Below are 23,990 nucleotides of genomic sequence, written 5' to 3' on the forward strand. Positions count from 1 at the left end.
GCCCTCGGCGCCCACCGCATCGCGGTCTACGCGGCGCCCGTGCCCTCCGCGATGCGCAGGTCAGCCCAGCCCAGCAGGGCTCCGTCCGCCGCGTAGACCGCGATGCGGTGGGCGCCGAGGGCCGCGTCCGCCGGGACCGTGACCGTGAGGGCGCCCGTCGCCGAGAGGGTCCCCGTGGCGAGGCGCACCGGGTCGGAGTACAGCCACACCTCGGCGGCGGTGCCGGCGGCGGAGCCGACCGTGACCGTGACCCGCTGGCCCCGGCTCGCGACCGCCGGATCGACCGTCACGCCGTGGCGGTTGCCGTCGACGAGGTCGGTCCCCGGCAGCGGCGGAGTGCCGGTGCCCGGGTTCTCGCCGCCCGGGTTCTCGCCGTCCACACCGCCTGACAGCGTGCCCGTGCGCAGCGCCTGCGCGGCGAAGCCGTCGGCGAACCACCACACCGGGCGCTGTCCGTCGACAGACAGCGAGGCCGGCGCGGTCGCGAAGCCCTCGTTGTTGATGTCGGGCATGCCCGCTGGTCGCGCATAGTGGGCGATGCCCGGCTGTGCGGTGCCGTTGAGGGCGATCTCGGCCGAACGACCCTGGCAGCCGTCGTCGCAGACCGCCCACAGCGTGTTCCGCACCGTGTCCCAGTCGAGGGCCATGACGCCGGCGAGACCCGGCGCGAGCTCCGACACCAGGGTCGCGGTGCCGTCCGCGGCGAGCGCGAAAGCGTAGACGTGCCCGTTGTCCTCCACCGCGACCAGGAACAGGCCGCTGCCGTGACCGGCGTGGTCGGCGGGGTCGTAGGCGGCGCCCGTGGTGTCGTCGAAGAGCTTCCCGGCGAGCGCCGCGTCCGGCACCCACTGCACGGCCTCCACGCCGAGGTTCGCGCCGACCGCGGGAAGCAGTGCCGTCAGATCCCACTCCTGCAGGGCGACCAGGTCTCCGGCGTTCGCCTCGGGGTCGACCTTCAGCACGACGTTCCGGTTCACGCCCTTCGCGCTGTTGTCGCGCTCGGAGGCGAGGTAGACGAAGCCGTCGCCGTCGACCGTGATGCCCTCGGTGTCGGGGCCGGCGGCGCCGGGGTCCTGCGCATCCTTCTGGAAGCGGACGCGCTTGCCCTCGTCCCAGCCGTCGGCCTTCTCGACCGAGCCGTCGGCGTGCGCGTCGAGCTTCCAGATGCGCCCCTCGCCGTTGTCCACGGCCCACAGCACCGCACCGTCGGCCGTCTCCTGCACGTCGAGGCCGGAGCTGTCCTCCAGGAACGTCGGGGTCTCGTCGACCACGCGCACCTCCGCGGAGCCGGGCCACACGCCCACCGGCACCTCGCCGGCGCACACGTTCGCTGCACCCTTGGTCGACTCCGCAGTGACCGCGAAGGCGCCCGTCAGATCGGGGCAGCGGCCCCAGGTGACGGCCGCGTGCCCCTCACCCCAGCTGGTCTCGTCGACGAGCAGATCGCCGTCGAACACCCGCACCGCGTCGCCTCCGCCGAGGCCGAACCCGAGCTGCGCGCGCTCGATCACGAGGTAGCCGCCCGCGGCGATCGAGGTGCCGGCGGGGATCGCGTAGGCGTGCGCGTCGTCGTCGTCCTTCACGACGATGCCCGACACGTCGAGGGCCGCCGCCGTCGGGTTCACGAGCTCGACCCAGTCGTCGGGCGAGCCGCCCTCGGACTCCACCTCGTTGATGCGCACCGGGTTGCCGCAGGCGTTGCGCGCTCCCTTGGTGGCGGCTGGTGCATCGATGAACTCGCCCGTGCCGTCGACGCAGCGCGCCCACACACCGTCGGCGTGTGCGGGGTACACGTGCTGATCGACCGCGGTGCCGTTCGCGTCGCGGATCGTCACGGTGTCGCCGTTGCCGAGCCCGAAGACGAAATCCTCGGGCTGGTCGAACACCAGGTAGCCGCCGGGCGCCAGCACGGTGCCGGCGGGAAGCGGCGTGGTCTCGGCGGCGTGCCCGACCGGGTCGTTGTCCATCACGGTCCACCCCGACACGTCGACCGGCGTGCTGCCGGTGTTGATGACCTCGACCCAGTCGGTGGCGTCGCCGTTCGACTCGATCTCGTTGATCGCGACCGACGGCAGGACGCAGGAGTTCGCCGCTCCCGGGGTCGCGGAGGCGAGCACGAACGCGCCGACCCCGTCGGGGCAGCGGGCCAGGGTGGCCGCGGCGGCGTCCCCGTCGATCGCGGCATGACCCTGCCAGGGCAGCGTGTCGTCGATCATCGCTCCCGACGCGTCGAAGAGACGGATGCGGTCGGCGCTGCCGATGCCGATCGGGTCGCGGAACGCGGTCTCGACGCCGTCGACCAGGCCGATCGTGCCCTCCTCCACCACGAGGAACTGTCCCGCCGCGATCTGCGTGCCCGGCAGGAACGTCCAGCGGTGGTCGTCGGAGTTGTCGCGGATCTCGTATCCGGAGAGGTCGAGCGCCTCGGTGCCCGGGTTGTGGAACTCCACCCAGTCGGCGGGCTGCGAGTCGACCTCGTTGATGCGGATCGAGCCGTCGACGGGCGCGACGCTGCAGTCGTTGGGCGCTCCCGGCGTCACCGCGGTCGCCGGCGCCCAGGCCCCCGTGCCGTCGGGGCAGCGCGCCCATACCGACAGCGGGGCCGTGTTGTCGTACGCGTAGGAGTCGACCTCGACGCCGCTGGGGTCGACGAGCACGACCTCGTCGCCCTTGCCGAGCCCGAACGGGAAGTCCACGTCCTTCACGAGCACGAGGAACTCGCCGGGCGCCAGCACCGTGCCCTCCGGTGCTCGACCGACGCTGTCGCGCTTCTCGTCGGCGATGGTCCAGCCCGCGAGGTCCACGGGGGTGTCGCCCGCGTTGTACAGCTCGACCTGGTCGGCGAGCCCGGTGGGCGCGTCGTCGTAGACGATCTCGTTCAGCACGAGCCCCGACGGGTCGGCGACCGGCGCGGTTTCTTCGGTCGGACGGACGCCGGTGGCGGCGACCGCGGCGGGGGCGGCGAGCAGGGCGGCGGCGCTCAGTGCGCACACCGCCACGACCGCCGCTGCGGACTGCAAGCGGGGCATGGAGTCTCCTGGAGGGATCGCCCGGACGGGCTCAGACGGGTATGAGCCCAGACCACCGACCCCCGGTGGACGCCGTCGGTCCGCCCGGTGCACGGACGGTGAACGGCGGGTGGCGATCCCGTACCGTCAGGCGATCCCGTACCGTCAGGCGATCCGCGTGCCGGGTGGCAGGCGTCGCGCGGGCGTGCGGGTGCGCGCCCAGGCCCCGGCGAACAGCGATCCGGCGATCACGACCTGCACCCCGAGCCCCACGAACCAGCTGGGCACCGACGACTCGATGACCTCCTGCGGTGTGCGGTAGTTCCCGTCCGTGTCACACTCGTCCCACCGCTGCTCCAGCGGTGACTGCTGGGCGCTGCGCAGGCCGTACTTGATCTGGCCGAACAGGTCGACGGGGTACCCGTCCGAGGAGAACTCGGTGGGCGTGGCGTCCGCGAGCACCACGAACGGGTTCGCGGCGAGCGCCCACCACACCAGGTCGAAGCGCGGCGCCTCGTAGGTCGTCGACACCTCCCACCGGTCGCACTCGACGTTGCCGTTCGCGTCGTACGGACGGCTGTAGCTGGTGGCCTCGCTGCGGATGGCCATGCCGCCCAGCGCGAAGACGATCAGCGTGCCGACCACGAGCCCCGAGACGACGAGGTACGTGGCCGCGACGGAGAACAGGGGGCGCGCGATGAGCCCGCTGAGCCCGACCCCGATCGCGGCCACCACCACGATCTCGGCTGCGAGCACGAGCAGTGACACCAGGAGCACGAGCGGATCGGCGCCGCCACCGAGCAACGACAGCGCCAGGAACGGCACGGCGACGAGCAGGAACGCCCCACCGGTCGCGATGGCGGCGAGGAGCTTGCCCAGCATGATGTCGCCGGTCGACGCGGCCGTGACCTGGATGGCGCCGAGGGTGGCGGCATCGCGGTCGCCGTTGATCGCGTTGCCGCTGAGCGTCGGCGAGACGAGCACCACGAGCAGCAGCACGATGTTGACGACGATGGAGTACACCCCGGCGCCGACCGCGTCGCCCCAGGAGTACACGGCGAACGCGAGCCCGGTGATGCCCAGCAGCACGAGGGCGAAGACGCCGAGGAGCACGTACCAGCCGACGCTCCGCAGCCGCTGCGTGAGCTCGAGCCGGGCGATGATGCCGATGTTCGCGAGACTCATGCGCCGGCCTCCGTTCCTTCGGTGGTCGCGGGCGATGTGGCCGCGGGCGGGGCGGGCGGTGGCGGGGTCGGCGCGGTCGCCGGCTGTGCGGGCGCGGGGTGCTGCAGGTGCAGGAACGTGTGCTCGAGGTCGCTCTGCGCCGGCGCGAACTCCGCCACGGGTAGTCCCGCCTCCACGAGCCGCCGCAGCGACTGGGCGGCCGCGTCCTCCCCGGCGAACCCCACGAGCACGGCGCCGCGGTCGACGGCGAGCGACTCGGGCGCGAGGCCGAGCTGCGATGCGACCTGCCGGGTGTCGGCGCTCAGACGCTCCGGGGTGACGCCCGCCAGGCGGATGCGCCACGCGCGCACGCTGCTCTGCGCGGGGGCGGCGTCGACCACCGATCCGGCGACGAGGAACACGGCGTCGTCGACGACCTCCTCGAGCTCCGACAGGATGTGGCTGGAGATGAGGATCGTGCGACCCTCGGCCGCGAACCGGCGCAGCAGCACCCGCAGCTGCACGCGCGCTTCGGGGTCGAGCCCGGAGGCCGGCTCGTCGAGGAGCAGCACCTGGGGGTCGTGCACGAGGGCGCGGGCGAGGCCGAGCTTCTGCTTCTGTCCGCGCGACAGCACCTTGGCCGGCGAGTCGGCGAGCTCGCCCAGGCCGACGAGGGCGAGCAGCTGCTGGGCGCGGACGGCGGCATCCGCGGCGGTGATGCCGTAGAGCCGGGCGGTCGTGACGATGGTCTCGCGGGCGGTGAGCGAGGGCCAGGCGCCGAGGGCGTCGGGCATCCAGCCGAGCAGTCGCCGGGCCGCGAGCGGATCTTCGGCCGGGTCGACGCCGCCGATGCGGATCGTGCCGGTGTCGGGTGCCAGGAGCGACGCGAGCATGAGCAGCAGCGTGGTCTTGCCCGCACCGTTGGGCCCGACCAGTCCGGTCACCTTGCCCGGTTCCGCGCGGAGGGTGGCCGAGCGTACGGCCTGCACCGTCCCGAAGGCCCTGCTGACGTCCTGCACCAATATTCCGGTCATGCGGTCAGTCTGGCATCGGTTCGCGCGCCCACCCGGGACCTCCGGGCGGATCCCCAGCCGCGCCTGCGACCGGATGACACAATCGCAGAATGCGCACGGTCCTCAACATCATCTGGGTCATCCTCGCCGGCTGGGCCCTCTTCCTCGGCTATCTGCTCGCCGGAGTGCTGCTGTGCATCCCGATCGTCACCATCCCCTGGGCGATCGCCTCGTTCCGCATCGCCCGCTACGCCATCTGGCCCTTCGGCCGCGAGGTCGTCAGCAAGCCGACCGCCGGCGTCGGCTCGTTCCTCGGCAACGTGCTCTGGGTCATCCTCGCGGGCTGGTGGCTCGCGATCGGGCACATCGTCTCCGGCCTCGCCCTGTGCGTCACCATCATCGGCATCCCGATGGGCATCGCCGACTTCAAGATGATCCCGGTCTCCCTCATGCCCCTCGGCAAGGAGATCGTCTCCACCCGCCGCGGCGCCTTCGACCGCACGCTCTGACCCGCGGACGTCAGCCCCGGAAGAACGCGACACCCAGGTCGGGGTGGTCGACGAACACGCCGTCCACGCCCTGCCGCGCGATCGCGTCCCACTCGGCCTCGTAGTCGCCGAACGCCCCGCGCCCGCCGTCGCCGCGGAACCGCGGGGCGAGGAACGCGTTCTCGGGGCGGCAGGTCCACGTGAACACCGACAGGCCGCGGGCGTGGGCATCCGCGACGATCGTGTTCCCCTCGGCCAGCAGCATCTTCTTGTCGACGCTGATGCCGTCCACCTCACCCACCAGCGCGTCGAGCCCCGCGGGCGTGACCGTCTCGGGGTACGTGCGCGCCCGCTTCCCCTGCGCGACGGCCAGGTCGTACGGACGCCCCTTCGCCTCGATCAGATACACGTACGACGCCGGCACCCCGAGGGCGCGCAGCTGCCGCAGCACGGTCGACTCGAAGCTCTCGATCACCAGCGGCAGCGCGCCGTCCGCCCATCCGGCCTCGCGCAGCTCCGCGGCGATGAGCGGCGCCAGGTCGAGACCGACACTCGCGAAGTAGGTGGCGTGCTTCACCTCCAGCACCACGCCGATCTCCCTGCCGTGCTCCACCGATCCCTCGCGCACGAGGTCGAGCACCTCACGCAGCCGCAGGATCGCCTGGCCCCCGTCGAAGCTCGCGCTCGACACCCGCACCTCGGGCAGCCGCTCGCGGGTGCGCAGCGTGGCGAGCTCGTCCCACGTGAAGTCCTCGGTGAACCAGCCGGTCAGCGCCGCGCCGTCCACGCGCTTGGTCGTCCGGCGATCGGCGAACTCGGGGTGTTCCGCGACGTCGGTCGTGCCCGAGATCTCGTTCTCGTGGCGCACGATCAGCACCCCGTCCTTCGTGGCCACCACGTCGGGCTCGACCGCGTCCACGCCCATCGCCAGCGCGAGCTCATAGGAGGAGCGGCTGTGCTCCGGGCGATAGCCGGGGGCTCCGCGATGCCCGATCACGAGCGGGTCTTTCCTGGGCACGCTCACAGCGTAGAACACCCCGCGCGTGTCGCCGCCCGGGTATCGTGGAGGAAAGCGACCTACTACCCCCCTTTGGAGTGAGGCCCACCAATGAGCAACTTCGCTTTCAACAATCCTGCGTTCCAGCAGCAGGACCCGCGCAACGTCGCGACGTATCCCGGCGCTCCGCAGGCTGCTCAGGGTGCGCAGAACGCCTCGTTCACGCACGCCTCCGTCGACGCCGCCACCAACGCGCAGCTCGAGGGCATGTACGCGGCGCCGCCCGCCGGCGCCATCGAGACCGACCGCATGTCGGTCGAGGACACGGTGTGGAAGACCGCCGGACTGTTCGCGATCCTCCTCGTCACCGCCGCGGTCGGCTGGGTGTGGACCCTCGGCGGCATCTCGGCCCCGCGCTTCGACCCGTACGGCGGCAACACCGTCAACATGCTGCCGTGGATCATCGGCGCGCTCGGCGGCTTCGTGCTCGCGATGGTCATCACCTTCACCTCGCGCAAGACGGTCCGCCCCGCGCTGATCTTCGCCTACGCGGCGTTCGAGGGCCTGTTCATCGGCGGCATCTCCGCGTTCTTCGAGGTCAGCTGGCCGGGCATCGTCTTCCAGGCGACGCTCGCCACGGTCTCGGTCGTCGGCGTGACCCTGGCGCTGTTCGCGAGCGGCAAGATCCGCGCCTCCAAGAAGGCCACCAAGGTCTTCATGATCGCGATGATCGGCTACCTGGTCTTCTCGCTGCTCAACCTGGTCCTGATGTGGACCGGCGTCAACCAGAACGCGTTCGGCCTGTTCAGCACCGAGATCATGGGTATCCCGCTCGGTCTGATCATCGGCGTGCTCGTGGTCATCATGGCCGCGTATTCGCTGGTGCTCGACTTCGACCAGATCCAGCAGGGTGTGCGCAACGGCGCTCCCCGCAAGTACGGCTGGCTCGGCGCCTTCGGCATCATGGTCACCGTCGTCTGGCTGTACGTGGAGATCCTGCGGATCATCGCGATCGCCCGCGGCAACAACTGACGCCCGTCGCGACAGAGGCCCGTCTCCCCTCGGGGAGGCGGGCCTCTTGCCATATCCGGGGAGTGCGGCGCAAGGGGTTGGCACGCGACTGCGGATCGCGGCACTGTGGATATCACGAAGCCCCGGCACCCCGGGGCTCCCGACATCAAGGAGCTGACCATGAGCTTTCTCGGCTTTCTTCTCCTCGGCCTCATCGCCGGAGCCATCGCCAAGCTGATCCTGCCCGGTAAGCAGGGAGGCGGGTGGTTCGTCACGCTGCTGCTCGGCGTCGTCGGCGCCCTGCTCGGAGGATGGCTCGGCAGCCTGATCCTCAACCGTCCTCTCACGGAGTTCTGGGACCTCGGAACCTGGCTCCTCGCCATCGGCGGCTCGATCATCGTGCTGCTGATCTACGGCCTCATCGTCGGCCGTGGCCAGAAGGTCAACGACTGACGCGCGACCCCACTCGACGCGCCCCCGCGTCATCACGCCCGTCCCTCACGGCTGCGACAGCATCCGTGAGGGGCGGGTCTTTTCGTATCCCCCCGGACCCGTCCTCGCGGGGATGGCCCGGCCCTACGGCGGGCTCAGCTCACCGCCCCGCGGGCCTTGCGCTCCAGCAGCGCACGCTCGCGGTCGTTGCCCGCGATGCCCGCGGCGACCGCGAACTCGCTGGGGGCCTCGTCTTCCCGCCCGAGACGCCGCAGCAGCTCGCCACGCGTCGCCGGGAGCAGGTGATAGCCGCGCAGCGCGCCCGACGCCGCGAGCTGGTCGACGATGCGCAGCGCCGACGCGGGGCCCGTGGCCATCGCCACCGCCGCGGCGCGGTTCAGCTCCACGACCGGGGACGGGGCCAGGCGACCGAGCGCCTCGTACAGCAGCACGATCCGATCCCAGTCGGTGTCGTCGACCGAGGCCGCGATGGCATGGCACTCCGCGATCGCCGCCTGCAGGCCGTACACCCCGCGACCGCGTCCCAGCCCGTCCGCCGTCGCCAGCGCGGCGCGACCCCGGATGATGCGACTGCGATCCCAGCGGCCTCGATCCTGATCCGCGAGCAGCACCGGCTCGCCGTTCGCGTCGCGGCGGGCCGGGAACCGGGCGGCGGTGAGCTCCATCAGCGCGAGCAGACCGTGCACCTCCGGCTCGCGCGGCATCAGCGCCGCCAGCACGCGCACGAGACGGATCGCCTCCTCGCTCAGCTCCGGACGCATCCACTCCGGGCCGCTGCTCGCCGCGTGCGCCTCGTTGAACACCAGGTACAGCACGCCCAGGACCGCCCCGAGCCGCTGCGCATGCTCGTCGCGCGGCGGCACCTCGAACGGCGCATGGGCCGCCGCGAGCGTCTTCTTGGCCCGCACGATGCGCTGCTGCACGGTCGCGGTCGGCACCAGGAACGCCCGGGCGATCTCCTCGCTCGACAACCCGCCGACCACGCGGAGGGTCAGCGCGACCTGCGCCTCCCTCGACAGCACGGGGTGGCACGCGATGAAGATGAGCCGCAGCACGTCGTCGTCGACCTCATCGGGGTCCCACGGATCCCGCACCTCGGCCTGCTCGCGCTCGAGGTCGTGCGCGATCAGGGCCAGACGGTCGTCCAGCCGCTCCCGACGCCGCCACGCGTCCACCGCCTTGCGCTTGGCGACCGCGGTGAGCCACGCGGCCGCATTGCGCGGCACCCCGTCGACGGGCCACTGGCGCAGTGCGTCGACCAGCGCCTCCTGCGCCAGATCCTCGGCGAGCCCGAAGTCGCCGACCATGCGGGTGAGCGTGCCCACGATGCGTGCGGACTCGATGCGCCACACCGCGGCGACGGCCCGCTCCGCCGACCCCTCTGCGGGGGCGGAGCGTACCGTCACGTCGTGCGCGTCCATCGGCCGGAGGTCACTGCTGCTCGGCGCGGCGGGCCTGCTCCTCGCGCCAGCCCGCCTCCTTCTCGATCCACTCGTTGTCGGCGGGGAAGTCCTCCGGGCCGGTCACGCGGCGCACCTCGAGGTACGACCCGGGTCCGAGCGGCGCACGGCTCGCCCACTCCGCAGCCTCCTCGCGCGACGACACCTCCAGGATCCAGAAGCCGTTGAACAGCTCCTTCGTCTCCCCGTAGGGGCCATCGGTGATCAGCGGCTTGTCGGCGCTGAAGTCCACCACGAAGCCCTCCGCGGCGTCCGTCAGACCCTCGCCGGCGACCAGCACGCCCGCCTTCATCATCGACTCGTTGTATCGGCCCATGGCCTCGATGACCTGCTCGAAGGGCATCTCCTGGTACGCCGCCACCGCGTCGTCGGTCGCGCGCATGATGAGCATGAACTTCATGATGTTCTCCTTGTCGGATGGGGCCGTCTCTCGACCCTCTCACTGAAGACGTCGAACGGGAACGGCCCAGATCGACATCGTCGGAGGAGTTTTCCTGCGAAGTCCGCGCCGCCGCGGATCAGGCGCGTCGCGAGGGGCGAGCGGACACCTCGGCGATCACGCCCGTGAGGGCGGCGAGGGAGCGCTCGGGGCTCCAGGCCGCCGCGACCGACGGCGCCTCGGCGCGCAGCACGGCCAGACGATCGGCGTCGGTCAGCAGATCGCGGAGCGCGGTCGCCAGTGCGCCCTCGTCGCCCGCGGGCACCAGCACGCCGCCACCCGCCCCGAGCACATCGCGGATGCCGTAGCGGACGTCGTAGGACACGACCGGTGTGCCGTGCAGCAGCGCCTCCACGACCCCGAGCGGCTGCCCCTCGAACGCGGTCGACGTGAGCAGCAGCGACGCCCGGTCGAGCACCGTGGCCGGGTCGTCGGCATACCCGGGGAGCATCACGCGGTCGCCCGCGTCGAGCTGGGCGATCAGCGCCGCCAGCTGCTCCTGCTCCGGCCCCGTGCCCCAGATCTCCAGTCGCGTGCCGGCGACGTCGGCGGCGAGGAACGCACGGATCGCGTGGTCGATGCGCTTGCCGGGCGCGAGACGTCCCAGCAGCACCACGAGACCGTCTTCGCGCAGGTCGGCGCGGGCCGTGACCGGCGCGATCGGGTTGGGCACCACGACGTGATTCGCGGACGCCCCGAAACGCGCGACCACGTCGTCACGCTGCGTCGCGGTCGGCCAGACCACCGCGTCGAAGCGGTCGGCCAGGCGGAACCACCGTGTCCACAGCGTGTTCATGGTCGCGTCCGGCGTGTACGGCGCCTCCACGTGCATCGTGTGGATCGTGTGGACGATGCGCACGCCCGGGTCGTCCCAGTCGGCGATGAGCTCGCCCAGCTGCCGCGACTCGCAGATCACGACGACGCGACGGTCGCCCGAGGCGGCCACGACGTGGTCGAGCCACGCCCGGTACAGGCCGCGGAAGCCGTGCAGGGCGCCGGCCACTGCTCCCGCGGCGTCGTACACCAGCACCGGCTCGTCGGTCAGGTGCCAGTCCGGGTTGCCCGGGATCACCGGGAGCGCGGCGAACGGGCGGTCCTCGACGTCGCGCAGCACCCGGTACTCGACGTCGGGGTCGGCGACGACGGCGGCATCGGCGGTCTCCCGCAGCCACGCGGCCGCCCCGCCCTCCGGTGCGACGGCCTCATCGAAGAGGTTGCGCATGCGCCCCGGGTCGGACAGCGCTCCGCGCTCCGTGAACACCCGTCGATGCTCCGCGTGGTCGGCGGCGGTACCCGGATCGAACGTCAGCAGTTCCGGTCCGGCGCCGTCGCCGACGCCCGCCGCGGCCAGCATCCGGGCGCGGGCGAGGGTCGCGATCGTGTATCCGCCGTCGAGCCCCGGGATGAGGCGGCTGGACAGCACCACGTAGTCCGCGTCCGGAAGCACGGGTGGGGACTCCTCGGTCATCGTCTCGCACCTCCTCGGCGGACGCGGGAGCCGATCACTCGGCCCCCGTCACTCCCACTCGATCGTCCCCGGGGGCTTCGACGTGACATCGAGCACGACCCGGTTCACGTCGCGCACCCCGTTCGTGATGCGGTTCGAGATCTTCGACAGCACGTCGTACGGCAGGCGCGTCCAGTCGGCGGTCATGGCGTCTTCGCTCGACACCGGACGCAGCACGATCGGGTGGCCGTACGTGCGGCCGTCGCCCTGCACGCCCACCGAGCGCACGTCGGCCAGCAGCACCACGGGGCACTGCCAGATCTCCTGGTCGAGACCCGCCTTCGTCAGCTCTTCGCGGGCGATGGCGTCGGCCTCACGCAGAATCTCGAGACGGTCAGCGGTGACCTCACCGATGATCCGGATGCCGAGACCGGGCCCCGGAAACGGCTGCCGTCCGACGATCGCCTCGGGGATGCCGAGCTCACGGCCGATCGCGCGCACCTCGTCTTTGAACAGGGCCCGCAGCGGCTCGATCAGCTCGAAGTCGAGGTCGTCGGGCAGGCCGCCCACGTTGTGATGCGACTTGATGTTCGCGGTGCCCGCGCCTCCGCCGGACTCCACCACGTCGGGGTAGAGCGTGCCCTGCACGAGGAACTTCACCGGGGCGCCGCCGTCGGCCTTCGCCTCTTCGACGAGGTCGAGCTGCACCTTCTCGAACGCGCGGATGAACTCGCGGCCGATGATCTTGCGCTTCTCCTCCGGGTCGGTCACACCCTTCAGGTGTCCGAGGAAGGTCTCGGCCGCGTCGACCGTGATGAGCCGCACGCCGGTCGACTCGACGTAGTCCTTCTCGACCTGCTCGCGCTCGCCCTTGCGGAGCAGCCCGTGGTCGACGAACACCGCCGTGAGCTGGTCGCCGATGGCCTTGTGCACGAGGGCGGTCGAGACCGCGGAGTCGACGCCGCCGGACAGCGCGGAGATGACGCGGGCGTCGCCGACCTGCTCGCGGATGCGCTCGACCTGCTCGGCGATCACGTTGTCGGGGTTCCAGTCGGACGCGAGCCCTGCGCCCTTGTGGAGGAAGTTCTCCAGCACGCGCTGGCCGTGGTCGGAGTGCTTGACCTCGGGGTGCCACTGCACGCCGTAGAAACGGCGCTCCTCGTTCGCGAACGCCGCGACCTTGGTCGCCTCGGTCGTGGCGAGGACCTCGAAGCCCTCCGGCGCCTTCGCGACCTGGTCGCCGTGACTCATCCACACGTTCTGCTCCGCGGGCTGCCCGCCCAGCAGGACGCCGCCGTCGCCGGAGATCACGGCATCGGTGGCGCCATACTCGCGCAGCCCGGTGTTCGCGACCTCGCCGCCGAGGGTCTGCGCCATGTACTGGAAGCCGTAGCAGATGCCCAGCGTGGGCACGTCGAGGTCGAACACGGCGGGGTCGAGCTTCGGCGCCCCCTCCTCGTACACCGACGACGGGCCGCCGGACAGGATGATCGCCACGGGGTTCTTGGCGGCGATCTCCGCGGCCGTGGCCGTGTGCGGCACGATCTCGCTGTAGACGCCGGCCTCCCGCACACGACGGGCGATCAGCTGCGCGTACTGCGCGCCGAAGTCGACGACGAGCGCGGGGCGCTGCTGGGTCTCGGACTGTTCGGTCAACGGACACCTTCCGGGGCGGTCGCGGAGGCCTCCTCGGCCTCCCGGGTGGCGAGATAGGACTTCACTTCACGGGCGACGATGGCCTCCATGAAGAACGACAGCAGCGGCACGACACCGCCGAGGGCGAGCAGGATGAACCGCGGGAACGGCCAGCGCATCAGGCTCCACATGCGGAAGCATGCGAACAGGTAGACCACGTAGAACCAGCCGTGGGCCACCAGGATGAACAGCGACAGGTTGAAGCCGTCGCCCAGCGACGTCATCTCGCAGGAGTTCGTCATCGGGGCGAACAGCGACCACCACTGGCAGTCGGGGCCCGCGATCACGCCCGCGAACCAGAGCGGTCCGCCGGAGCCTCCCGCGAAGAGCTCGAGGTGGATCGGCGTGTACTTGAGCACCATCTCGGTCAACAGCAGGAGCAGCATGACTCCCGTGATGATCGACGCGATCTGGTAGAACTTCAGCGCACCGCGGATCGCCGGAAAGCTGGCGACTTTCGGTTCGGGCATGGGTCCAGTCTAGTCGGGGCGGAATGCCGTCGACTCCGCCCCGCACGGGCGGCCACCGCCTGACCGGACGAGTTCACCACCCATGATGGTGGGCGCGCTCCCCGACCGCCTCGACGAGTCGATCCGCGTACGTCAGGCCGTCCTCGTCCGCCAACAGGTCGGCACGTGCGGCCACGAACGCCTCGGTGACTCCACCTCGGATACGTTCGACGGCATCCCGCGCCGTCTGCGCATCGACTCCGAGTGTTCTGGCCGCCTTCAACCAGTGCGTCATCCCGATACGGGCCATCACGCGCTCGCCACCGATGGACACAGCGGAGGGCATCGGTTGATCTCCTCTGTAGAGCGCGTTACTTCCGAGGTCGTACAGGGGTGCCAACCGCATCTGCGTTCCCGAGTGGATGACCGAGTAGTTCTTGGCATGGGCGTCAGTGTTCGCCGCAGCACACGTGAAGACGAGCGCTTCGAAGAGCTCGTTCGCCGCGCGGCGCTGCTCGGACGGCGCGAACGCCCGCACCACGCGAGCGAACTTCTCCAGCCCGGGGCCGCCGTCGGATTGGTACTTGAGTGCGGGGTCGACGCTGAGCGCCTGCGCGAAATCCTCCTGATGGAGCCGGTGGAGTCGGCCACCGGTCCGGACACGGTCATAGCGCTCCGCCACGAAGACGAAGTCACCGCGGTCCGTGACCAGGAGCCCGTGGTCAGCGACACGAAGCCCCAGATGACGCCCGGCTCGCATGGTCAGGAACTCGTTGACATCGTGACGGCCACCGCGCGCCGCAGGCTTGAGGATGTGAGTGGTCGGCGTCGAATCGCGCGGAACGCCCCACTGGCCGTCGTCTGAGCGGTACAGCGCGAGTTTGGGCTGGGCACCGGCGAGGCTCCACCGGAACTCGTCGTACCGCTCGGACCAATCTCCCGCCGAATCGACCACCGACGCGACGAGCTCGCCGAGATCGTCGATGAAACGGACGTCGCCCGTGCGCGCTTCCGCATCGTCGGACGCTTCGCCCGGGGGCAGCAGCTGGAGCGCACCGGCCGTGTCGCGTCCGACATGCCGGAGGAGCGCCATCGGGTTCCGGGGACTCGTGTGGTGCGCAGCAGCGATGGCTTCCAGCGTCGCAGGGTTGTCACTCAACAGCCCTTGAAGGAAAGGCCGCGCGACCCGGTTGCCGTACTCGGCACCGGGCACGAGGGGCATGGAGATCGAGAGCGGCGTCGCCCAGGGCGACAGGCCGTCGTCGTATGTGAAGCTGATCGCGCCATGCGCGTTCTGAGAGAACAGACCCGTGCGCTGACCGTCGATGAACGCGACGAGATCGGCCTGGGCAGAAGAGGTGGCTTTCATCGCTCGTCGTCCTCCTCGCCCCACAACGTGTTCAAGTCGAACGCAGAGTTGCCTCGTACGGGCTCTTGAACACTCAACTGCAGTCCGAGAGACTCGACGACCTGCAGCACGCGTCGAAGCGTCGGGTTGTCGAGGTGCCCGGTCTCCAACTTCACCAACCAGGGCCTGTCGACGGCCGCTCGCTCAGCAAGCTCCGTCTGACTCCAGCCCCGGCGTAGACGCGCGGCCCTCATGACGGCGCCGAGCTGTCGCGCCGAGTGGAATGGCTGACTCTCCATGACACCTCCGCGTTGTGCGTTTAAACACACTACCGCTTTTGTGTCATAAAAGTAACACTTCCTCTTGTGTGTTTAAACACACCTCGCGACATGTGCGCTGGAACACACAACGGGCACGACGGAGGCCGCCGGGATCGCTCCCGACGGCCTCCGCTGCGATCATCCGCTCCGGACTCAGAACCAGCCGGAGATGAGGTCCCACAGCCAGTCGATGATCGCGCCGACGATGCCGCCCGCACGGTTCACCGTGACGGTCGCGGTCGCCGCGTCACCGTCGGCCTGAGCCGCCGAGACCGTGTACTTGCCCGGCTGTGCGCTCTTCGGCACGGTCACCTGCGTGGTGAACGTCCCGTCGGCGCCGACCTGCACCGTGCCGACCTGCACCGCCGCGCCCTTCTTGGGCTGCAGCGCGATCGTCACGGTCTCGCCCGGCACATACCCCTCGCCCGTGACCGTGAGCTTCTTGCCCGCGGCCACCTTGGAGGAGCCGAGCTCGATCGTGCCGGCGAACTCCTCCTGGCCGGCGATCGTGAGGGGCACCTGCACCGTGGTGCCCGTCGCGGGGACGTTCACCGTCAGCACCTGGTCGCCGAACACCCCGGACGGCACCGCGAACGTGAGCGCCGCACGGCCGCCCTCGTCCGTGGTGTCGACCACGGCCGGGTCGACCGTGCCCGAGGCGAGCGCCGTGTCGCCGAGCGACAGCGTCACCTCGCCCGGTGCGGCCTCTCCCCCGCTGAACGCGAGCGACGAGAGCGACACCGTCACCTGGTCGCCGGCGCTGTACCCGTCGGCATCGGCCGGGCTGAGCGTCACGCCGACCGCGCGCTGGGCGAGATCGGGCGTCGCGGTCTTGTTCGCGTCGAACCAGTCCACCATCGACTGCAGGTCGATCTTGCCGGTGTCGCGCTTGCCCGCGCCCTCCTTGAAGGTGGCGAAGTTGTCGCCACCCGCCGCGAGGAACGAGTTCGCCGCCACCGTGTACTGCGCGTCCGGGTCGACCGGGGCGCCGTTCAGCGTGATCGACGTGATGCGCGAGCCCTGCACCGCGGTCGGGTCGTACGTGTAGACGAGACCCTTCGAGACGCCGAGCTTGAGGAACGGACGTGCCGACCCCGCCGGCTGCCACTGCTCCTCGAGCACGCCCTTGAGCTGCGTGCCGGTGAGGGTCAGGGTGACCAGCGTGTTGGCGAAGGGCTGGACCGTGGCCGCCTCGCGGTAGGTGACGTTGCCGTTCGGATCGCTCGCGGACGACGACGCGTACGTGAGGTTCGCGCGGATGCCTCCCGGGTTCATGAGAGCCAGGTCGGCGCCCGTGGACCACTGCTGCACGTCGGCCACGAAGTTGCCGATCGTGGACTCGCCGCCGCGGTTCTCCGAGCCGTTCGTCTGCCGCGCCCGGTTGAAGTCGGCGGTGATGTCACCCACCTTCACGGCGCCCAGCACGTCGGCCTCGGCCTTGGCGGCGTCGACGATCGCCTGCACCTCCGGCACCGCCGGGTACAGCGGCTTGCCGGCGGCCGTGAGCGGCTTGATCTCGTTGGTGATCGAGAGCAGCTCCTTCGTGGTCGGGTCGACCTGCAGGTTCATCAGCCCGAGGTTCTCGCCGTACTGACCGGCGGAGACCACGGGGCGACCGTCGATCACGTGGTTGTACGCGAGGTGCGTGTGCGCCGACACGATCGCGTCCACGTCGTCGTCCACCCCGTAGACGATCTCACCCAGCGGGGAGTCCTCCGTGATGGCCGACAGCGCGGTGCTCTCGGCACCCTCGTGCACGAGCAGGATCACGACATCCGCCTCGCCGTTGGACGCGTCACCGTCGCGCAGGTCGTCGGCCACCGCGTTGACGGAGTCGACGATGCTGCGCACCTCGAGATCGGCGATGCCCTCCGGGGACACCAGCGAGTCGAGGTCTTCCGTGACGGCGCCGACGAACCCGACGCGCACGCCGTCGACCTCCTTCACCCAGGCCGGGGCGAGCGCGGGCTCACCGGTCTCAGTGACGAACACGTTCGACGAGATGTACTCCCAGTCCGCACGGTCCTGCACGCGATCGCGCAGGTCCTCCCAGCCCTGGTCGAACTCGTGGTTGCCCGCGGCGCTCACGTCGAGGCCCGCCGCGTTGAGCGCGTCGATCGTGGGGTTGTCGTCGTTGATGAAGGAGGTGAACGTCGACGCGCCGATCAGGTCGCCTGCTCCCGCGAAGATCAGGTTCGGGTTCGCGTCACGGAACTGGTGCACCGCACCGGCGAGCACCGCGGCACCGGCCGCGGCCCCGTCGGCCTCGATGCGGCCGTGGAAGTCGTTCACCGTGACCACGTCGATGCTCACCGGCGGGATCTCCGCGGAGACGCCGACGATGATCGGGTCGTGGTCGCTGGAGCGGTACGGAGTGCCCTCCTCGGTGGCGCCGAACGCGTAGCCGCGGTCGCTCCACTCCGGCGAGTTGATGCCCCAGACGCCCGCGCCGGTGATCGACGAGACGAGCGACGGCGACGCGATCACGTGGTCGAGCGAGCCGAGCTCGCCGTCGAACGTGTACGTGTACTGACCGTCGGTCTCGTCGGCGACCAGGTCGCTCCACCCCTGCGAGGTGAAGACGTCGATCGGGTCTTCCTTGCCGTAGGCGTTGAAGTCGCCGATCAGGAGCATGTCGCTGCTGCCGGTCGTCTCTTCCAGCTCCGCCGTGAAGGCGAGGATCGCGTTCGCCTGCGCCACGCGGTCGGCGTTGAAGAAGCCCTGGCCGTCGGCCGGCTCCGCCCCCGCACCCTCGGGCGGCGACTTCGACTTCAGGTGGTTCGCGACCACGGTGACCACGCGGCCGTCGATGTCGAACGCCTGTGCGATCGGCTCGCGCGCGTTGCCCCACACGGACTCGTCGGTCGTCGTGAGACTGTCACCGACCCGCTTCACGGCGTCCTTCTTGTAGATGATCGCGTTGGTGATGTAGTCGGTCGTCGCCGCATCGTTCAGCGCCTCGGGCGTGGGCACGTAGCCCCACACGTCGCTGCCGGCGTCGGCGTTCAGGCCGGCGACCAGATCCTTCAGCGCCGTGTCGACCGGCTTGCCGAGCTTGACCGAGTTCTCGATCTCCATGAGCGAGACGATCTCGGCGTCGAGGCCGTTGATCGCCGCGACGATCTTGGACTTCTGGATCGCGAACTGCGCGGCGTTCGCGGCGCCCCGCGCGTTGGAGTTCTCGCTCTTCAGCGTCGTGAAGTAGTTGTAGACGTTGAACGACGCCACCTGCACGTCGCCACCCACCTCGGGCGCCTCCGTCGGACGCGGGTTCGTCGCCGCGAAGCCGACCTTCAGCTCGGCGGGCGAGGAGTCGTCGATCGGCACGACCGGCTGCAGACGCCAGTCGTCGAAGCCCCACTGCAGCACGTAGCCGTTGTCGCCGAAGTCGACCGTGTCGCCGTTGCGGACGACCTGGTCCTTCGTGAAGTAGGGCTGCTGACCCGGGTGGCCGCTGTTGGTCACCTGGATCGACCAGCCGTCGTCGAGCAGGATGCGGTTGGCGCGGTTGGCCGCGGCGATCGCGGCGGCGTCGGCACCGGGACGCGTGGTCTCGGTGCTCTTCACGGCCAGGGCATCTCCTGCGTTCAGCCACAGCGTGCCGTAGTTGTACAGCTGGTGGCTCGACGCCAGGCGGTAGGTGCCCTCGGGCGCGACGAGCATGTTCTCGTACTGCTCCCGGTCGGCGCCCTGCACCGTGGCGGGCAGCGGAGTGACCGCGGGCACGCCGACGCCCGGCGTGACCACCGTCACGTCCGCCGCGGCGGCCGGGTTCACCTGCGTCTGGCCGTAGTACTCGCTCACGGTGCCGGTGACCGAGACCAGGTCGCCGATCGCGAGCGTGGGGGCCAGCGCGTTCAGGAAGACGAAGACGCCGTCGGAGGCGCCGGGGGTCGCGTCGGTCGCGCCGCCCGAGCCCTGCGTCTGGATGACGATGCCCTTGTAGCCGCCCGTGCGGTAGTCGGCGGTGACGACGCCCTCGACCTGCACGCGCGTGCCGTTCAGTGGCGAGACGTCGGTGGTGCCCTGCACCTCGGCGATGGTCGCCTTCTGCGGCTCCGTGCCGGGGTCGGTGCCCGGGTCGGTGCCGGGGTCGGTGCCACCGGAGTTCTGCGGGGTGATGGTGGCGGACAGCGAGAAGTCGACGCCGTTGTCGTCGGTGTCCGCGCCGTTCGTGCGGTTCAGCGACCGCACGTCGGTGTTGCCCGACGGCGCCGTGGCCGCCTTCGTCTCGAACGTGTTGGAGGTGCCGTAGCCGAGCAGGTCGACGACGCCGTCGGCTCCCGCCGCGGACCCGGGGGCGAGCGTGATCGCCGTGGTGCCCTCGACCAGGGCGATGGTGCCGTTCGTGCCGCTCGGGGTGAGGCCGGTGACCGCGTCGGGCGTGGGCAGCGCGGCGCCGTTCGTGCCGTTGCTGTTGCCCTGCACCAGGAAGTAGCCGCCGGCGGGGATGCTGCCGGTGAGCGGCGCGATCCCGGTGAACGCCGCCGAGCCGGTCGCCGAGCGGTACTGCAGGGACATGCCGTCGAGCGACACCGCCTCGGACGTGGGGTTGTACAGCTCCACGAACTTGTTCGTGTACGCCGCACCGGCACTGCCTCCGGAGAGGTACGCCTCATTGATCACCACCCCGGTCCCGGTCGGATCGGCGACGGCGGGCGTCGCGACCAGCGAGCCGAGGCCCAGGGTGGCGACGCAGGTCACGGCGAGAGCGCCGATGCGCCCCCTGGTTCTGCGGTGCGAGAGGGGGGTCATGGGCTCCCCGTGCTCTGAAGCGGACATCATCGGTGCTGTCTCCTCGATCGTGTATCGACCCTGCTCAGGACGCTGTCACCGCACGCATCGGGAACTCCCAGCGTGCGCACATGGAGCGAGCATACGAAGCGGGTCGGACATCCTCAACGGAGTTTTCACGATGGTCACCGACTGCTCACCGAAGGGCCGCGCGCACCCCTGACGAAGGTTCACATCGGGGCACGGCCGCGCGCAGAAGCGCACCGGAGGTCGCGCGGATGCGCACGCCGTTCAGACGCTCTCGGCCGCCGCCGCGTCCTCGAACTCCTCGACCTCGCGCTCCCACGCGTCCTTCGCCAGGCGGTACCAGAGGTAGAACGCGAAGCCCGCGAAGATCGCCCACTCCACCGCGTAGAACACGTTGAGCCAGTTCACCGGCGACTGCTCGTCGGGTGCCGGCGAGGAGATGTCCTCGAGCCCCGCCGTCGCGGTGGTCGAGGCGAGGTACGGGCGGTACACGTCGAGCTGCTCCGTGTCGTGCCAGCGGCTGAGCAGCGCGGCGGGCGACATGCGGTCGAGACGCTCCGGGTCGCTGCGCGGCGGCACCGACGGCCCCTCGTCCGAGATGATGCGCCCCGCGACCTCGACCGGGCGACCGTCGGCCTCCGCGGCCAGGCGCTCCACCGCGGCATCGGCGGCCGCGCGGTCGGGAGCCCAGCCGATCGCCACGGCGATCGACACACGCTCGTCCACCCGCAGCTGTCCGGTGACCCAGAACCCCTCGACGCCGTCGTTGAAGCGGCTCGACACCACCAGGAAGTCGTCCGGGATCCACGTCCCGCTCGTCTCGACCCGCTGCCCCACGAGGGGTTCGGCGAGGTACTGCCCCGGCTCGACCACGTCGGACAGCGGCCGCACCTGCTCGGTCACGCCGGGCGGCGGCGGGTCGGTCTCGATCGCGCGCTCCAGCTGCCACTGCCCGAGCCACGCGAACACCCCGGCGACCACGAGGCACAGCAGCAGCATGCCGATCCAGCGTCCGCGCAGCATGACCTCACGGAGGGTCGGCGGGAACGGGGCGGGGGCGGTCACGGTGCAGCGGCGGCGGCTCAGGCCTCGTACGGGGCGAGCACGACCTCGACCCGCTGGAACTCCTTGAGGTCGGAGTATCCGGTGGTCGCCATCGACTTGCGCAGCGCGCCGATGAGGTTCGCGGTGCCGTCGGCCACGGGCGCGGGGCCGTACAGGATCTCCTCGAGCGTGCCGATGCCGCCCACCTCGACCCGGCGGCCGCGCGGGAGCTTGGGGTGGTGCGCCTCGGGGCCCCAGTGGAAACCCTGCCCCGGCGCGTCGGTCGCGCGGGCGAGGGCCACGCCGAGCATGACCGCGTCGGCGCCCATCGCGAGAGCCTTCACGATGTCGCCCGAGGTACCGACGCCGCCGTCGGCGATCACGTGCACGTAGCGCCCGCCCGACTCGTCGAGGTAGTCGCGGCGCGCAGCGGCGACGTCGGAGACCGCAGTGGCCATCGGGGCGTGGATGCCGAGGGTGGCGCGCGTGGTGGACGCCGCTCCCCCGCCGAAGCCGACCAGCACGCCGGCCGCGCCGGTGCGCATCAGGTGCAGCGCCGCGGTGTAGGTGGCAGCGCCGCCCACGATGACCGGGACGTCGAGGTCGTAGATGAACTTCTTGAGGTTGAGCGGCTCGGCCACGCTCGACACGTGCTCCGCCGAGACGGTGGTGCCGCGGATGACGAACAGGTCGACGCCCGCCGCGGCCACGGTGTCGTAGAACTCCTGGGTGCGCTGCGGCGTGAGGGAACCGGCGACGGTGACACCGGCCTCGCGGATCTCGGCCAGGCGCCGCGTGATGAGCTCGGGCTTGATCGGCTCGGCGTACAGCTCCTGCATGCGCACGGTCGCCCGGTCGTCGGCGAGACCCGCGATCTCCGCGAGCAGCGGCTCCGGGTCCTCGTACCGGGTCCACAGACCCTCGAGGTCGAGCACGCCCAAGCCGCCCAGCTGGCCGAGCATGATGGCCGTGCGCGGGCTCACGACGGAGTCCATCGGCGCGCCGAGCACCGGGATCTCGAAGCCGAAGGCGTCGATCGTCCAGGCGGTCGACACGTCCTCCGGGTTGCGCGTGCGCCGCGAGGGCACCACCGCGATGTCGTCGAACGTGTACGCGCGACGGGCGCGCTTTCCTCGGCCGAGCTCGATCTCCATGGTCACCCGTCCAGCCTACCGGGCACCCCGAGGGGGCGCGTGCCCGCGGTCACCGGGCCCGTGCCACGCGGCGCTCGTCCCACACCGGCTCGTCCGACTCGTACACCTCGCCGTCGGAGCCGAACACGAGGAACCGGTCGAACGACCGCGCGAACCAGCGGTCGTGCGTGACCGCGAGCACCGTGCCCTCGAACCGCGCCAGCGCCTGCTCCAACGCCTCCGCCGACTCCAGGTCGAGGTTGTCGGTCGGCTCGTCGAGCAGCAGCAGGGTCGCGCCGGACAACTCCAGCAGCAGCACCTGGAACCGCGCCTGCTGCCCACCGGACAGCGACTCGAACGTCTGCAGCGCCTGCCGCACCAGCCCGTAGCGGTCGAGCGCCGAGCTCGCGGCGTCCCGGGGCATCCCCGCCCGGCGGTCGTCGCCGCGGTGCAGGATCTCCAGCAGCGTGCGTCCGACGAACTCCGGGTGCGTGTGGGTCTGCGCGAACAGCCCCGGCACCACGCGCGCCCCCAGCACCGCGCGACCGGTGTGCGCGACGGGACTCAGGTCTTCCGCGGCGGAGGAGACGTGACCCAGGGTCGGGTCGGGGTCGCTGCCGCCGCGCGCGAGCAGTCGCAGGAAGTGCGACTTGCCCGAGCCGTTCGAGCCCAGCACGGCCACGCGGTCGCCGAACCACACCTCCGCGTCGAAGGGACGCATGAGCCCGGTGAGCTCGAGCCGCTCGGCCACCACGGCGCGCTTGCCCGTGCGCGAGCCCCGCAGGCGCATGTCGAACTCCTGCGCGGGCGGACGCTCCTCGGGCGGCCCCGCCTCCTCGAACTTGCGCAGTCGCGTCTGCGCCGCCTGGTAGCGGGAGGCGAAGCCGTCGTTCGCCGAGGCCTTCACCTTGAGGTTCGCGACCAGCACGCGCAGCTTCTCGTGCTGCTCGTCCCACCGACGGCGCAGCTCGTCGAGCCGCTCCATGCGGTCGATGCGCGCCTGCGGGTAGGTCGCGAAGCCGCCGCCGTGCACCCACGCCGTCGAACCGGCCGCCCCTGGTTCGAGCGTGATGAGCCGGTCGGCCGCGCGGGCGAGCAGCTCGCGGTCGTGCGACACGAGCAGCACGGTCTTCACGGTCTGCCGCAGCTGTTCCTCCAGCCACCGCTTGGTCGGGACGTCGAGGTAGTTGTCCGGCTCGTCGAGCAGGAGCACCGCGTCGGGTCCGCGCAGCAGGGCCTCGAGCGCCAGGCGCTTCTGCTCGCCGCCGGACAGCGACGTGAGCTCGCGGTACCGCGCCCGCTCGAACGGCACGCCGAGCGCCGCCATCGTGCACTGGTCCCATACGGTCTCGTGCTCGTAGCCGCCGGCGTCGGCGTACTCCGCGATGGCTGCGGCGTACGCCATCTGCGTGTCGTGCTCATCACGGTCGATCAGGGCGTTCTCCGCCGCGTCGAGGGCTTCGGCGGCGGCGCGGATGCGGGCGGGGGCGACGCGCACGAGGAGCTCATGCACGGTCTGCCCCGGCTCGCCGTGCCCGACGAACTGATCCATCACGCCGAGTCCGCCGTCGATGGTGACGACGCCGTCGTCGGCCGCCTGGTCGCCGCGGATGATCCGCAGGAGCGTGGTCTTGCCCGCGCCGTTCGGCCCGATGAGCGCGCTCGTCGAGCCGGCGCCGACCCGGAACGAGACCTCGTCGAGCAGCGGTCTTCCGTCGGGAAGCGTCAGCGAGATGCCTGATGCGTCGATGTACCCCACA

18 protein-coding genes are annotated in these 23,990 nt (G+C 71.0%); 3 read left to right on the top strand and 15 right to left on the bottom strand.

What is annotated here, in order from left to right:
• Nucleotides 1–26: 26 nt before the first annotated feature.
• The 3 genes from DW309_RS16720 to DW309_RS16730 form a co-directional block, all read right to left on the bottom strand.
• Nucleotides 27–3,029: a lamin tail domain-containing protein gene (locus tag DW309_RS16720; RefSeq protein WP_136046013.1), complete on the bottom strand. Its 3,003-nt coding sequence runs from the start codon at nucleotides 3,027–3,029 to the stop codon at nucleotides 27–29.
• A gap of 144 nt (nucleotides 3,030–3,173) precedes the next feature.
• Nucleotides 3,174–4,193: an ABC transporter permease gene (locus DW309_RS16725; protein ID WP_136033543.1), complete on the bottom strand. Its 1,020-nt coding sequence runs from the start codon at nucleotides 4,191–4,193 to the stop codon at nucleotides 3,174–3,176.
• Nucleotides 4,190–5,206 (bottom strand): ABC transporter ATP-binding protein, encoded by a 1,017-nt coding sequence (locus DW309_RS16730; RefSeq protein ID WP_136046014.1) that lies wholly within the window; start codon nucleotides 5,204–5,206, stop codon nucleotides 4,190–4,192. Before DW309_RS16730 ends, DW309_RS16725 begins: the two co-directional genes overlap by 4 nt.
• An 89-nt stretch (nucleotides 5,207–5,295) precedes the next feature.
• On the opposite strand from DW309_RS16730, the gene DW309_RS16735 reads away from it, so the two are divergent.
• A complete protein-coding gene (locus DW309_RS16735) occupies nucleotides 5,296–5,694 on the top strand; it encodes a YccF domain-containing protein (protein WP_136046015.1) in 399 nt (132 codons plus the stop codon).
• Between the two features lie 10 nt (nucleotides 5,695–5,704).
• Here DW309_RS16735 and DW309_RS16740 read toward each other — a convergent pair whose 3' ends face one another.
• Nucleotides 5,705–6,691 carry a glycerophosphodiester phosphodiesterase family protein gene (locus DW309_RS16740; RefSeq protein ID WP_136046016.1) on the bottom strand — a complete coding sequence of 329 codons (987 nt, stop codon included), beginning with the start codon at nucleotides 6,689–6,691 and terminating at the stop codon, nucleotides 5,705–5,707.
• 90 nt (nucleotides 6,692–6,781) lie between these two features.
• On the opposite strand from DW309_RS16740, the gene DW309_RS16745 reads away from it, so the two are divergent.
• Together DW309_RS16745 and DW309_RS16750 are read left to right on the top strand one after the other, a co-directional pair.
• Nucleotides 6,782–7,702 (top strand): Bax inhibitor-1/YccA family protein, encoded by a 921-nt coding sequence (locus tag DW309_RS16745; protein ID WP_136046017.1) that lies wholly within the window; start codon nucleotides 6,782–6,784, stop codon nucleotides 7,700–7,702.
• A 159-nt stretch (nucleotides 7,703–7,861) separates the two neighbouring features.
• A complete protein-coding gene (locus DW309_RS16750) occupies nucleotides 7,862–8,134 on the top strand; it encodes a GlsB/YeaQ/YmgE family stress response membrane protein (protein WP_136033553.1) in 273 nt (90 codons plus the stop codon).
• Nucleotides 8,135–8,268: 134 nt separating this feature from the next.
• Here DW309_RS16750 and DW309_RS16755 read toward each other — a convergent pair whose 3' ends face one another.
• From DW309_RS16755 to DW309_RS16805, 11 genes are all read right to left on the bottom strand, one after another.
• Entirely contained in the window at nucleotides 8,269–9,540 is a 1,272-nt protein-coding gene (locus DW309_RS16755; protein WP_240753270.1) for an RNA polymerase sigma factor, read from the bottom strand.
• 25 nt (nucleotides 9,541–9,565) lie between these two features.
• Nucleotides 9,566–9,994, bottom strand: coding sequence for a YciI family protein (locus DW309_RS16760; protein ID WP_136046019.1), 429 nt, complete (start codon nucleotides 9,992–9,994; stop codon nucleotides 9,566–9,568).
• Nucleotides 9,995–10,112: 118 nt separating this feature from the next.
• A complete protein-coding gene (locus tag DW309_RS16765) occupies nucleotides 10,113–11,501 on the bottom strand; it encodes a glycosyltransferase (RefSeq protein WP_136046020.1) in 1,389 nt (462 codons plus the stop codon).
• A gap of 48 nt (nucleotides 11,502–11,549) precedes the next feature.
• Nucleotides 11,550–13,136 carry a glutamine-hydrolyzing GMP synthase gene (gene guaA, locus DW309_RS16770; protein ID WP_136033560.1) on the bottom strand — a complete coding sequence of 529 codons (1,587 nt, stop codon included), beginning with the start codon at nucleotides 13,134–13,136 and terminating at the stop codon, nucleotides 11,550–11,552.
• The gene (locus DW309_RS16775; RefSeq protein ID WP_136033563.1) at nucleotides 13,133–13,645 is read right to left on the bottom strand and encodes a DUF3817 domain-containing protein; all 513 of its coding nucleotides are present in this window, start codon (nucleotides 13,643–13,645) and stop codon (nucleotides 13,133–13,135) included. Before DW309_RS16775 ends, guaA begins: the two co-directional genes overlap by 4 nt.
• A gap of 73 nt (nucleotides 13,646–13,718) precedes the next feature.
• On the bottom strand, nucleotides 13,719–14,993 hold the full coding sequence (locus tag DW309_RS16780; RefSeq protein WP_136046021.1) for a HipA domain-containing protein: 1,275 nt from the start codon (nucleotides 14,991–14,993) through the stop codon (nucleotides 13,719–13,721).
• A complete protein-coding gene (locus DW309_RS20245; RefSeq protein WP_136046022.1) occupies nucleotides 14,990–15,271 on the bottom strand; it encodes a helix-turn-helix domain-containing protein in 282 nt (93 codons plus the stop codon). Before DW309_RS20245 ends, DW309_RS16780 begins: the two co-directional genes overlap by 4 nt.
• A 174-nt stretch (nucleotides 15,272–15,445) precedes the next feature.
• Nucleotides 15,446–20,047, bottom strand: coding sequence for an ExeM/NucH family extracellular endonuclease (locus DW309_RS16790; RefSeq protein WP_240753271.1), 4,602 nt, complete (start codon nucleotides 20,045–20,047; stop codon nucleotides 15,446–15,448).
• A 270-nt stretch (nucleotides 20,048–20,317) separates the two neighbouring features.
• Nucleotides 20,318–21,076 (bottom strand): SURF1 family protein, encoded by a 759-nt coding sequence (locus DW309_RS16795; RefSeq protein WP_136036415.1) that lies wholly within the window; start codon nucleotides 21,074–21,076, stop codon nucleotides 20,318–20,320.
• 59 nt (nucleotides 21,077–21,135) lie between these two features.
• Nucleotides 21,136–22,251, bottom strand: coding sequence for a GuaB3 family IMP dehydrogenase-related protein (locus DW309_RS16800; RefSeq protein WP_136033579.1), 1,116 nt, complete (start codon nucleotides 22,249–22,251; stop codon nucleotides 21,136–21,138).
• 49 nt (nucleotides 22,252–22,300) lie between these two features.
• The gene (locus tag DW309_RS16805) at nucleotides 22,301–23,989 is read right to left on the bottom strand and encodes an ABC-F family ATP-binding cassette domain-containing protein (RefSeq protein WP_136046024.1); all 1,689 of its coding nucleotides are present in this window, start codon (nucleotides 23,987–23,989) and stop codon (nucleotides 22,301–22,303) included.
• Between the last annotated feature and the right edge of the window lies 1 nt (nucleotide 23,990).

Origin of the sequence: Microbacterium sp. K41 (genome assembly GCF_004794395.1) — a bacterium.
In the GTDB taxonomy this organism is placed as follows: domain Bacteria; phylum Actinomycetota; class Actinomycetes; order Actinomycetales; family Microbacteriaceae; genus Microbacterium; species Microbacterium sufflavum.